This is a genomic window from Streptomyces sp. NPDC057950 (assembly GCF_042887295.1).
Lineage (GTDB): Bacteria > Actinomycetota > Actinomycetes > Streptomycetales > Streptomycetaceae > Streptomyces > Streptomyces kaempferi.
In genome coordinates this window covers 353,641-365,334 of the sequence record NZ_JBHVPP010000003.1, presented here as the reverse complement: position 1 = coordinate 365,334, position 11,694 = coordinate 353,641, and the positions used below count along the sequence as shown (strand labels likewise).

At 72.1% G+C, this 11,694-nt stretch carries 13 protein-coding genes; 9 read left to right on the top strand and 4 right to left on the bottom strand.

The window, feature by feature from the left end:
* Window positions 1-385 precede the first annotated feature (385 nt).
* Complete coding sequence (locus ACFVTC_RS08495) at window positions 386-2,398, top strand: FAD/NAD(P)-binding protein (protein ID WP_390125294.1); 2,013 nt, start codon at window positions 386-388, stop codon at window positions 2,396-2,398.
* Between the two features lie 122 nt (window positions 2,399-2,520).
* Complete coding sequence (locus ACFVTC_RS08490; protein WP_356283572.1) at window positions 2,521-3,153, top strand: VTT domain-containing protein; 633 nt, start codon at window positions 2,521-2,523, stop codon at window positions 3,151-3,153.
* A gap of 54 nt (window positions 3,154-3,207) precedes the next feature.
* Here the strand turns inward: ACFVTC_RS08490 and ACFVTC_RS08485 are convergent, their stop codons facing one another.
* Window positions 3,208-3,435, bottom strand: a complete 228-nt coding sequence (locus ACFVTC_RS08485; RefSeq protein ID WP_168527911.1) for a DUF2277 domain-containing protein — start codon at window positions 3,433-3,435, stop codon at window positions 3,208-3,210.
* 172 nt (window positions 3,436-3,607) lie between these two features.
* Here ACFVTC_RS08485 and ACFVTC_RS08480 point away from each other — a divergent pair, with 172 nt between their 5' ends.
* Complete coding sequence (locus ACFVTC_RS08480) at window positions 3,608-4,378, top strand: MBL fold metallo-hydrolase (protein WP_390125292.1); 771 nt, start codon at window positions 3,608-3,610, stop codon at window positions 4,376-4,378.
* A 79-nt stretch (window positions 4,379-4,457) separates the two neighbouring features.
* On the top strand, window positions 4,458-5,375 hold the full coding sequence (locus ACFVTC_RS08475; protein WP_390125290.1) for a ketopantoate reductase family protein: 918 nt from the start codon (window positions 4,458-4,460) through the stop codon (window positions 5,373-5,375).
* Between the two features lie 13 nt (window positions 5,376-5,388).
* On the opposite strand, the gene ACFVTC_RS08470 is transcribed toward ACFVTC_RS08475, so the two are convergent.
* Together ACFVTC_RS08470 and ACFVTC_RS08465 are read right to left on the bottom strand one after the other, a co-directional pair.
* A complete protein-coding gene (locus tag ACFVTC_RS08470; protein ID WP_390125288.1) occupies window positions 5,389-5,976 on the bottom strand; it encodes a hydrolase in 588 nt (195 codons plus the stop codon).
* 321 nt (window positions 5,977-6,297) lie between these two features.
* Window positions 6,298-6,747 carry a MarR family winged helix-turn-helix transcriptional regulator gene (locus tag ACFVTC_RS08465; protein WP_390125287.1) on the bottom strand — a complete coding sequence of 150 codons (450 nt, stop codon included), beginning with the start codon at window positions 6,745-6,747 and terminating at the stop codon, window positions 6,298-6,300.
* 193 nt (window positions 6,748-6,940) lie between these two features.
* Here ACFVTC_RS08465 and ACFVTC_RS08460 point away from each other — a divergent pair, with 193 nt between their 5' ends.
* The 4 genes from ACFVTC_RS08460 (at window position 6,941) to ACFVTC_RS08445 (ending at window position 10,349) form a co-directional block, all read left to right on the top strand.
* Window positions 6,941-7,285, top strand: a complete 345-nt coding sequence (locus tag ACFVTC_RS08460; protein ID WP_390125285.1) for a hypothetical protein — start codon at window positions 6,941-6,943, stop codon at window positions 7,283-7,285.
* Between the two features lie 185 nt (window positions 7,286-7,470).
* Entirely contained in the window at window positions 7,471-8,358 is an 888-nt protein-coding gene (locus tag ACFVTC_RS08455; RefSeq protein WP_390125283.1) for a nuclease, read from the top strand.
* Between the two features lie 150 nt (window positions 8,359-8,508).
* Window positions 8,509-9,117: a hypothetical protein gene (locus ACFVTC_RS08450; RefSeq protein WP_390125281.1), complete on the top strand. Its 609-nt coding sequence runs from the start codon at window positions 8,509-8,511 to the stop codon at window positions 9,115-9,117.
* 737 nt (window positions 9,118-9,854) lie between these two features.
* Window positions 9,855-10,349, top strand: a complete 495-nt coding sequence (locus tag ACFVTC_RS08445) for a hypothetical protein (protein WP_390125279.1) — start codon at window positions 9,855-9,857, stop codon at window positions 10,347-10,349.
* A 36-nt stretch (window positions 10,350-10,385) separates the two neighbouring features.
* Here the strand turns inward: ACFVTC_RS08445 and ACFVTC_RS08440 are convergent, their stop codons facing one another.
* Entirely contained in the window at window positions 10,386-10,589 is a 204-nt protein-coding gene (locus ACFVTC_RS08440; RefSeq protein WP_390125276.1) for a hypothetical protein, read from the bottom strand.
* 545 nt (window positions 10,590-11,134) lie between these two features.
* Here ACFVTC_RS08440 and ACFVTC_RS08435 point away from each other — a divergent pair.
* Window positions 11,135-11,659, top strand: coding sequence for an SMI1/KNR4 family protein (locus ACFVTC_RS08435; RefSeq protein ID WP_390125274.1), 525 nt, complete (start codon window positions 11,135-11,137; stop codon window positions 11,657-11,659).
* Window positions 11,660-11,694 lie beyond the last annotated feature (35 nt).

Here is an 11,694-nt window from a genome sequence, read left to right as displayed (position 1 = left end):
CACGAGTTCGGAAGGCCGTGCGTTCGGGGCGCGTCGAGTCCGGGAAGCCACGAGTTCGGAAGGCCGTGCGTTCGGGGCGCGTCGAGTCCGGGAAGCCACGGGTTCGGAAGGCCGTGCGTTCGGGAGGTCGTGCGTTCGCGGCCCGTGGTCGGTCTTCCCTCGGGTGTCTCGGACGTCCCCAGTCATCCGCAACCGCCCTTTGCAGGCGGTGTATACGGTTGTCGCGCGCGTCGCCCGTGATGCTCGTGACGCATCACACAGCGGGCGGCCGTCCAGCCGCCCGGGGCTCGGCTCCCGTGCCCCGCGACGGCATGATGAGGCGGACCGTCCGCTTCCAGCGGGCAGTCAGCCGCCACGCGCCCCACCATGTCCGGGAGTCACACTCTTGTCTGCACCGACCGCGGAATCCGCAGGGCCCGCCGAGCCGACCGAGGTCTCCGTCGCCGTGGTGGGCGCCGGACCGCGGGGTACGAGCGTCCTCGAACGCCTCTGCGCCTCCGCGCCGGAACTCCTCCCGCCGGACTCCAGACTGACCGTCCACGTCGTCGACCCGGCACCGCCCGGCCCCGGCCGCGTCTGGCGCACCGCGCAGTCGCCGCACCTGCTGATGAACACCGTGGCCTCGCAGGTGACCCTCTTCACCGACGACAGCGTGGACTGCTCGGGCCCGGTCCGCCCCGGGCCGAGCCTGCACACCTGGGCGGGCGGCGACCTCGGTCCGGACGAGTACCCGACCCGCGCCCACTACGGCCGCTATCTGGAGTGGGTGTTCGCCGAGGTGGTGCGGCAGGCACCGGACACGGTCCGCGTCCGCACGCACCGGGCCCGCGCGGTACGGCTCGACGACGGTCCCGGCGGCCGTCAGACCCTCGCCCTCGACGACGGACGCGCGCTGCCCGGCCTGTCCGCGGTCGTGCTCGCGCAGGGCCATCTGCCGGTGTCCGCGGACCGGAGCCTGCGCGACCTCGCCTCGCACGCACGACGGCACGGTCTGCGTCACGTCCCGCCCGCCAATCCGGCCGACGTCGACCTTTCCGCCCTCGCGCCCGGCGAGCCCGTCCTGCTGCGCGGGCTCGGCCTCAACTTCTTCGACCACATGGCGCTGCTGACGGCGGGCCGCGGCGGCCGCTTCACCCGGACCCGACGGGGCCTGCGCTACCACCCCTCGGGCCGGGAGCCCCGCCTGTACGCGGGCTCCCGCCGCGGCGTCCCCTACCAGGCCCGCGGCGACAACGCGAAGGGGCCGTACGGCCGTCACACCCCGCTCGTCCTCACCCCCGAGACCGTCGCCCGCTTCCGCGGACGCGCCGAGTCGGGTGAGGCACCGGACTTCCTGGGCGAGATATGGCCGCTGGTGGCGAAGGAGGTCGAAACCGTCTACTACGAGGGGCTGTTGAGGGGGCGCGGACGACTTCGCGGCGGCCCGCGGGAGTTCAGGGAGCGCTTCCTCTCCGTACCCCACGGAGATCCCCAAGAGGTCGCCCTGCTCGCCGAGTTCGGCGTGCCGGGGGCCGACCGGTGGTCCTGGGAGCGCATGTCGCGCCCTTACGCCGGGCACGCGTTCGCCGACGCCGGCGAGTGGCGCGAGTGGCTGCTCGCCCATCTGCGCGAGGACGCCGAGCAGGCCGCGCTCGGGAATGTCGAGGGCCCCCTGAAGGCCGCCCTGGACGTGCTGCGCGACCTGCGCAACGAGGTACGGCTGATCGTCGACCACGGCGGTCTGCGGGGCGGGTCGCGCCGGGAGCACCTGGACCGCTGGTACACACCGCTCAACGCCTTCCTGTCCATCGGGCCGCCCCGCCGGCGCGTCGAGGAGATGACCGCGCTGATCGAGGCGGGCGTCCTGGACGTCCTCGGCCCACGCCTCGACGTGCGGGCCGAGGACGGGGCCTGGATCGCGCGCTCCCCGGACGTACCGGGCTCGACCGTACGCGCGACCACGCTCGTAGAGGCGCGGCTTCCGGAGCCGGACCTCAGGCGGACGGCCGACGAACTGCTCGCCCGGCTGCTGAGGACGGGCCAGTGCCGCCCGCACACGAGTGACGGCCACGAGACCGGGGGGCTCGACGTGACGCGGCGCCCGTACCGGCTGAGGGATCGTCAAGGAAGCGCGCACGCACGGAGGTTCGCCTTCGGCGTGCCCACGGAAGGCGTGCACTGGGTGACCGCGGCCGGCGCCAGACCAGGTGTGGACTCGGTCACGCTGTCGGACGCCGACGCGGTGGCGCGGGCGGCGCTGCGTGCGGCGAGGGGTGAAACGGGACCGGAAGCGGACGTCAGGCCCCGGCCGAATATCGAACGTGCAGGCATTGATCAGGAACTCGCGGGTATTGATGGGACGCCGTTCCCCCACTCCCTCCCACTCCCCCGGCGTCAACGCACTGTGAACAACACATAAGCCCCCCGTGACCCCGCTGTCACACCCGCCGCGTACGCTGTATGGCTGTCACAGGCCGCCTGCCGCTCCCCCGCGACGTAGCGGCGAGGTCGTGCCCTCGGGGGAGTACAGGGGAGTTTTCGGTGCTGGAGAGTGTGGGGTCGCTGACGGGCAGCCCATGGATCTACGCGGCGGTGGCCGTCTCGGTCCTGCTGGACGTCTTCCTGCCGGTGCTGCCCAGCGGCGTCCTGGTCATCACGGCGGCCACCGCCGCGGCCGCGGGGTCCACGGGAGCCGTGCCGCACGCGGTGCCCGACATCCTGGCGCTCACCCTCTCCGCGGCCACCGCCTCGGTCCTCGGCGACCTGGTGGCGTACCGGCTGGCCTGGCGCGGCGGCGAACGGCTGGACCGCGCCATCGCCCGCTCCCGCCGCCTCTCCAGCGCGCAGGAACGTCTCGGCGCGGTGCTCGCGCGCGGCGGAGGCGCGGGCGGCGCGCTGGTCGTCCTCGCCCGCTTCGCGCCCGCCGGCCGCTCGGTCGTCTCGCTCGGCGCCGGCGCCGCCCACCGCCGCGTCCGCGAGTTCCTGCCCTGGTCCATACTCGCGAGCCTCGCCTGGGCCGTGTACAGCGTGGCCCTCGGCTACTTCGGCGGGCAGTGGCTGGGCGCGACCTGGCTCGCCACGGGGGTCTCGTTCGCGGCGCTGTTCGGCGCCGGCGCGGGCGCGGCGTACCTGATGCGCCGGCCCGTACCCCAGGAGTCGGGCACCGGCGCCTGACGCACGGAGCGGTTCACCCGCTTCGGCCCCGCGGGGCCGAAGCGCCGGGCCGGTTCATCCGGCGCGCTGGGTGACCCCGCGTACCTCCAGGCCGCCCAGCAGTTCGGCCGTGGCGGCCGCGACCGCCTCGACCGCCTGCTCGAAGACCTCGCGGTTGTGGGCGGCCGGGGCGCGGAAGCCGGAGACCTTTCGGACGTACTGGAGGGCGGCGGCGCGGATGTCCTCCTCGGTGGCCTCTTCGGGGAGTACGGGCGGGCGGAGGGTCTTGATGCTGCGGCACATGGGTACAGTCTCGCGCGGACGACGCCGCCATGACCTTCGGTCGTCCCGTCCGGTCGCCACGCCCTGATGATCCGGGGCGGTACGGGTGCGGGTCACGGGTACGGGCATCGGCAGAACGTGCCGTACGGGAATGTACGGGAATACGGTCTCGCTCCGCCCCCTTGTGGAGAACATGACCCCTGTGGAGATCACCTACGTCGGCGGGCCCACGGCCGTCGTCGAGCTCGGCGGCGTCCGGCTGCTCACCGACCCGACCTTCGACGCCCCCGGCGAGTACCCCATCGGCGCGCGCAAGCTGGTGAAGACGGCGGGACCGGCGGTGGCTGCCGCGGAGATCGGCGCCGTCGACGCCGTACTGCTCTCGCACGACCAGCACCCGGACAACCTCGACACCGCCGGACGCACGTACCTGTCCGGCGCGCCCCTCACCCTGTCCACGGCGTCGGCGTACGACCGTATCGGCGCTCCCGTGCGGGCCCTGCCCGCCTGGGAGCACGTCGAGCTGCCGCGCCCCGACGGCGGCGCGCTCCGGGTGACCGCCGTACCCGCGCTGCACGGCCCCGAGGGCTCGGAGCCGGTCGTGGGCGAGGTGACCGGTTTCGTACTCTCCGGCGAGGGACTGCCCAAGGTGTACGTCAGCGGTGACAACGCGTCGCTGGACGTGGTCCGCGAGATCGCCCGGCGGGAGGGCCCGTTCGACGTGGCCGTCCTCTTCGCGGGCGCGGCACGCACCCCGCTCGTGCCGGACGCCCCGCTGACCCTGACCAGTGAGAAGGCCGCGCGGGCCGCCGTGATCCTGGGCGCCCGGCACGTCGTCCCCCTGCACTTCGAGCACTGGGGCCACTTCACCGAGGACGGCGCCGCGCTGACGAAGGCCTTCGCGGAGGCCGGACTCGGTGACCGCCTGCACCTGCTGGAGCCGGGGACGTCGGCGCGGCTGTAGCGGCGGCGACGCGGCTGGCATGATCCACGTCCAGGCGGCCACCGCTTCCGGGGCCGACCGACGAGAGGATCGGACGGACATGACGAGGAACGGACGCGACGAGCGGTTCACGGTGGCGGTACTGGGCCCCGGCGGCGTCGGCGGGCTGCTCGCCGCGCTGGTCGCGCGGGCCGGGTACCGGGTGATCTGTCTGGCCGGGGACGACACGGCGGGGGTGCTGCGCGCGGACGGCATCCGGGTCCGCAGCGGACGGTTCGGGGAGTTCACGGCACGTGTCGAGGCGGACACCGAGCTGCGCGAACCGGTCGACGCCTGTCTGGTCGCGGTCAAGCACACGACGCTCGACGCGGCACTCGACCGGGTACCCGCGCGGGCACTGGGCGACGGCCTGCTCGTCCCCTTCCTGAACGGCGTCGACCACCCCGCGGCCCTGCGCGCCCGCTACGGGCCGGACCGGGTGGCTCCCGCCGTCATCCGTGTCGAGTCGACCCGGACCGCCCCGGGGGTGATCGAGCACGGCAGCCCCTTCGCGGAGATCGACCTGACCGGTGACACCGTGGCGCGCGAGCGGCTCGACGCGCTCGCCGGGGTCCTCACGGCGGCCGGACCGGACGTCCGCGTCCAGGCCGACGAGGCGGCGGTGCTGTGGGCGAAGATGTCGTTCCTCGCCCCGTTCGCGCTGCTGACGACCCGCTACGGGGTGCCAATGGGCGACGTCCGTACGCTGCACCGGACGGAGTTGACGGCTCTGGTGGCGGAGACGGCCGCCGTGAGCCGCGCGAGCGGGGGCCCGGCCGACCCGGCCGCGGCCCTCGCTCGCTACGACGCCTTCCCGCCCGGTTCGAAGTCCTCCATGCTCCGGGACGCCGAGGCGGGCCGTCCGCTCGAACTGGACGCGATCGGCGGCGCGTTGCTGCGGGCCGCGGCCCGGCACGGGGTGCCCGTGCCGGTCGCGGAGCGGCTGGTGCGGGAACTGTCGGGCGCGGGTCCCCGCTGACGCGGGGCACGGATCACGCGTGGGTCTTGGCCAGCAGTTCCACGATCTCGGCGGTCGTACCGGTCTCGCCGAGGCGGGGGAAGATCCGCTCGACGCTGTTGCGGTGGGTCTCGCCGTCCAGGTCGGACATGGCGTCGGTGGCCAGGGTCACGTGGTAGCCGTGCTCGTGGGCGGCGCGGGCGCTGGACTCGACGCCGATGCTGGTGGCGATGCCGGTCAGCACGATCTGGGTGATCCCGCGGCGGCGCAGCTGCAGGTCGAGGTCCGTGCCGTAGAAGGCGCCCCAGTTCCGCTTGGTGACGGTGATGTCCTCGGCGTGCCCGGCCAGTTCGTCGACGATGACGTCCCAGCCCTCCGCGAAGCTGCGGGCGCGGCTCGGCCCGTCGTTGCGGCCGGGTACGGCGTCCGCTCCGTCGGCGGCGGCGGTGACGCGTACGAGGACGACCGGGAGGCCCTGCGCGCGGAAGGCGTCCGCGAGCAGCACCGACCGCTCCACGACCTCGGCGGCGGCGTGGGGGGCGAGGCCCGGGTTCCCGACGATGCCGTTCTGCAGGTCGATGACGACGAGGGCGGTGTGCGGGTCGAGCGTGGTGACTGCCATGGTCGGGCCTTTCGGAGGGGTGTGCCGGTGCCTGTGCGGAGGTATCGGTCCGGGAGGGGCGCCGCCGGGAGCGGTACGGCTCCGGCGGGCGTGGGGGAAGAGGGCCGGTCGGTGCGGTCCACGGGGGTCGGCGCCGTCCGCGGAGAAGGGGGCGGTGACGGAAGGGGGCGGTGACGGTGAGGGGGCGGCGCCGGTGAGGGGGCGGCGCCGGTGAGGGCGGCGTCGGCGCGGAAGTCGGCGGCGACCGTCGCGCCGGGTGCTGGCGCCGGGTGGTGGCGCCGGGGCCGAGGGTCCGCCGGGGCCGGGTGCCGAGTGCGGGTGTCACGGGCGGGTGAGCCGGTCCAGTACGGCCATCGCCTCGATGACGCTCTGCCGCTCGGCCTCCGTGCAGCGGTCCTGGAGGGCCTTGGCCAGCCATTCCCCGCGGGCCTGCCGAGTCCCCTCGACACGCTCGCGGCCGGCGTCGGTCAGCGTGACGAGCTGTCGGCGGCCGTCCCCCGGGTCCGGGTTGCGGGCGATCAGCCCCTGCTGGTCGAGCACGGCGAGGGTGGCGGCCATGGACTGCGGCCGGACGCCCTCGGTGGCGGCCAGCGCGCTCGCCGTGGCGGCTCCGCTCTTGCTCACCAGGGTGAGCGCGGAGACCTGTGAGGGGGTGAGGTCCTGCCGCTCGGAGACCTCCCGGATCCGCCGCCGCAGCCGGTTGAACGCGACCCGCAGATCCTGCGCCGCGCGTGCGGCGGACTCGGAGACGCCCTCGGAACTGTCGTCCATGGCGCCACAGTAAATCCATCAGTCCAGGCTGTCCAGTTCGAACTGTCCAGTTCGAACTGGACAGCCTGGACTGGCCGACTGCGGCTGAGCGCCTCGGTCGGCCGGAGGCCCCGGCCGCGATTCAGTGGCACCGTTCGTGTGAACTCCCGGAAGGAACTCGCACCCCAAAATCGAACAGGCGTACCATTGCCGCGTGGCTGCGACCTATGACTTCCCGAGTGACCTCCTGGCCGGCCAGGAGGAACTGCACCAGGTCCGGGCGGAGCTCCTGGCCCTGCTCAAGCGGCTCCCCTGGTCGGTGGAACCCCTGGACGGCTTCAGCGACGACAGGGGCTGGCGCCAGGTGGAGCGCCCCGCGTCCCCCGGCTGGACCGACGACGAACAGGCCGAGGTCGAGAAGCTCAGGCAGCGTGAGCGCGAGCTCGCCGTGTTCGTGACCTGCCACCGTTTCTGGTCGGAGGTCGCACCCCCGGAGACGGTCGACGCCCGCGCGAGGCTGAAGCACGCCCATGAGGTGACGACGGCGGACCCCTCGTAGCCGTCGTGCGGCGCGGCAGCCGTCGTACGGCGTGACGGCAGCCGTCGTACGCCGTGACGGCCGTCGCGTCCGCTGCGACTTTTCCTGAACCAGCCCGAACCGGCCGCTCCCGAAGTCGCGTTCGAGGTGTACGGCAGCGCCGTGGGACAACACAATGAGTCACCGGCGATTACGCGGAGGCGGCCATGCGCATGCTCCTCATCGAGGGTGACTACCGGATCCTGAACGGGGAGCCGGACGGCGACACCGTCCACTTCGACCCCCACGACGCGGCCTTCTGGTACGACGTCCCCGGCTCGCACCGGATCGACAAGAACCACCGGAACAGCCGGGGCGGCGCCGGCCTCCGGCTCGACTCGATCGACGCGCTGGAGACCCACTACCTGGGCGCCGGCCCGCACGAGGTGCACCAGCCGCTGGACCTCGCGCACGCCGCCCGCGACGAACTGCTGAGCTGGCTCGGCTTCACCGCCGTCCAGCTGTCGGGCGAGAAGGTCACCGGCACCACCCCGGCGAGCGTTCCCGGCTTCGTCCTGGCCGGCACCGTCGACGTCCACAGCCGCTGCGTCGCGCTGGCCGGCCGGGGCGCGCCGCCGGCCGGCACCAGGAGCGGTGACTGGGTGACCGTGGACGTGCCCCTGCTGCGCACCACGGTCAACCACCACCTGCTCGCGCTCGGCCTGGTCTTCCCCACCTTCTACTCCAGCCTCTCCCCCGGCCTGCGCACCGAGATGACGGCCGCGGCCGCACAGGCCGACGCGGCGGGCCTCGGTGTATGGGCCGGCGACCGGACCACCAAGGGTGCGGCGATCACGGGGCTGTCCTCGATCACGGACGACCTGGTGATCCTCCCGAAGCTCTTCCGCCGTCTCGCGGACTACCTCCGCTTCACCGGGGGCCCCTCACTGGCCGGCTTCCCCGCCTACCTCTTCGGCGGCGGCGACCGGTTCCGCATCCTCTCCCAGGGCCCCGCCGCGAAGACCCTGACCGGACTGCACCACGTCATCGACGTCACGGGCGGAACCGTCCGCATGACCCACCCGGTCACCGACCTGGTCTTCGCCGAGGAGTGACCGCCCGCCCGAAGAAGGAGCACCGCCTCTCGGGCCCGAAGCCCAGCACAGCCCTCGCCCTTTCGGGTGAAACCCGGCGGGCGGCGACAACCCCGCCTCTCCCCTCCCCGTCGTAGACCCACACGGGCACGAACCACCCCAGGGGAGACCATGAGCGACCACGAGTACCCGCGGCGGCAACAGCGGCCCGGACGGGGCGGACCGTCGCAGGTGCCGGGCTCCGGCGCGCCCGCGCCGCGGCCACCCGGGAAGCGCGGCGTGGGCAGGGTCGCGGTGCTCGGCTCCCTCGGCGCCCTCGGCCTCGCCGTGATCATCGGGATCGCCGGGTCCGCCGGCGGTGGCGGCGCGGACGGGGACGATGACGGGGACAGCGGCGCCTCCAGCTCCTCGTCCGTCCACAACGAGGCGAAGAACGAGGCACGGAACGAGGCACGGAACGACTCACGCGACGGCTCCGGGGCCGGGGACGCCGGGCCCGGATCGCAGGCGGCCGACTTCAGGTCCTGCGTGGCCAAGAACGGCACCGCCACCGAGAAGGCCGCCGTCCGTCACATCACGAGGGTGACCGGGGCCGACGAGCGGCACAACATCCTGGACGCCCCCGAGGTGTTCACCGACTTCAGCGGCGGAATCAGCGGCCCGCACCGGGGCGAGGGCGAGCTCATCGCCTCCGCGTTCAGCTCCTGCTACGAGTCGGACAACGGCCTCGTCACCGTCCACGACAGGACGGGCGAGATCCTCGCCCACGGCAACTTCTGACGACCCCCGCACGGACGGTCCCTGAAAGACCGTCTCACGGGCCGAGCTCAGCTCCCGAGCTTGCGAGTCCCCGGCCGCGCGGCCCTCGACCATGCCCGCCGGACAGGGAGCACCGATTCAGGAGCGAGGTGGGGCCGTCATCCGCGTGACCAGCGGACTCGCTGCCTTGTGCCGGGTCGGGCCATGCACACCCCAGCGCGCCCCGATTCCCCATGAGTCCCGGCCTGTTCCGGCACGGATGTGGCACGCCATCCTGCTTGGCACCTCGTTCGATGGCGGGTGGTGCACGGCCCTCAGCCGTGGCTGCCACGCGGCTCCTTCGATGCTGCAGGCGCCCTGAGCGCACGGCGTAGCTCGTTCCTCCGGCCGGCCGGCTATGCGGTTGCCGCGCGGAAGAGGTCCAAGAGGGCTTGAGCCGGCGGAGTGTCCGCGTTGAAGAACTGTGTGGCCGGCGCGGCCGGCACCGCCGTTCCGTGCATGCGGACCTCGTGGCACCTGAAACAGAACGCCGCTTCGAACAGCGCCAGGTCGAGAGAGTCTTCGTGGCACATCAGACGGACGCTCGGGGCTGGTGAGGTCGGCGCTGGTTGCGATGGTCGCTGTATTTCCCTGCTGTACAGCGACCATGCTGCGCACCGCTCCAGGCGGCACCGACTCGGGAGCTGTCGCCTGTTGAAGTCAGGTTGAGACAATCACAAGGGGTGTTGCCCTACCCCTTCTCTCGTACACTCCGCCTGGTGAAGTGGGGAAGATCAGCCGGCGTCATCGCTCTCGCACTCCTGCTGAGTGCTTGCGGCGCGGAGTTCGATCCGCTGTTCGTGGAGGGCGGGAGTTCCGCTCCGGTGATCGGCTGGCGTGAGTGTCCAGGAGCCGAGCCCGACGGCATCGCCGAGGTCGGCCTGTATCGGTGGGATCACGATGGCACTGTCGATGAGCCGGGTGAGCTGCTGTGGCGCATCAAGGCTCCCCAGGGGATCACGACGCATCGGATACATCTCGGAAGCTCCCCGCGAGGTTTCACGACGCTGCTCCCTCTGTCCGTCACGTTGGACCCCACAACCACGTACGCACTGCGCACCAACATGACTTCAGATGATCTCGTCTCGGGGTTTCTCACTTTCCAGCCCCGCCAACTCGACGCCGGGCATCTGGTCTTCGGCGACGGGAAAGAAGAATCACGAAAGGCGTATGACGATCGAGACGACGAGGACTTCGGCTGCTTCAATAACTGAAAGGTCACTTTCTGCCTCTGTCCGTCGACGTCGGTGTCAGCTGCCGGTGTCAGGAACCGGGGCGGACTTCACTCGGCGCCGCCTTACGGAGTCACGCCCGTAGCGGATAGCCGCCGGCGTGAGCCCTGAAGCGAGGAGGCATCGCTTCGGGTCGTCCTCGGTGATCAGGAAGATCAGAAGCGGTATCACGATCACGAGGTGCCGGTGCGGGTGATTCCACCGACTGTTCTTGTCCGCCATCTCGCCCCTTCCTCAGGCCGCACCTCAGCTGGCGGTTGCCGGAGCGGTCCCCGTGGTCCTCAACCCACCGTCTTCCCCGGCTTCCATCCCGTCTGCCGTCGGCCCACACACCGTGGAGCGGGCGTGGTTCCTGGCGTCCAGATGGAGCGCGCCACTGTACGAACGACCTGGACGTCATGGGCCGCGTCTGCTGGGCTCTGCCTGGGGCGGTGGCTGATGGGATGGAAGCACCTCCATCCTCGCCCTCTCGAGGGCGGCACCCGCGTAAGGCGCCCCGCCCCTCCCGGAGTCGGAGCGCCCCGCCGCAGGCATGTTCTGAGGTGCGGGTTCAATCGCCGCATCTCCCCTCGACCCGTCTGTTCGCGGCCTGTGGTGTCCGGTAGGCCTCAGCCGTGACGTACCTGCCCTTTGATCACATCCCGCCAGGATGCTGCGTCTGTGTCCGGTCCCGGTTGATGCTTGGCGCGCGGCGGTCGGAGAGCCGAGCACATGCCGTCGATGGGTACCAGTGGTCCTGCGGCATCGGCGGCCGATAACCTTTCCGCGTGATTCCTGCTGATCGCCAGTTTCCTGCTGCCCTCGCCGCCGCGCTGGCGACACCGTTCGACTACAACAATGGCGACGGAATCGACTTCGAACCCTTCCCGGCCTTCCTCTCAGCAGAGGACACCACCGACTGGCTCCGGGCCTGGACCGGCAACGCGGAGCTGAGCGGCGACAGCTTCCGCGTATTCGGCCAGGACGGTACGGGCGGATACGCGACATTCTGGCTGGTCCGGCCGAGTTGCCCACTCGTCGATCAGCCCGTGGTGTTCCTCGGTTCCGAGGGCGAGACCGGTGTCGTGGCTCGCGATATGGGTGCCTTCTTGTGGCTGCTGGCTGGCGGTTTCGGCCCAAGGGAAGCAGCCACCTCGTACGAACCCCACTGGACACCGTCCCTCAATCACGAACTGGTGGCCGTCGCGGAACGATTCGCGGCCGATCGGCAGCAGCCGGCCGCTACCGTCATTGAGCAGGCGACCCGGGAGTTCCCAGACTTCGATGACACCATCATGGAGCTCTGCCGCTGACTTGGCTCGCCTGCCGTCATCCGTGGCTCGCCGTC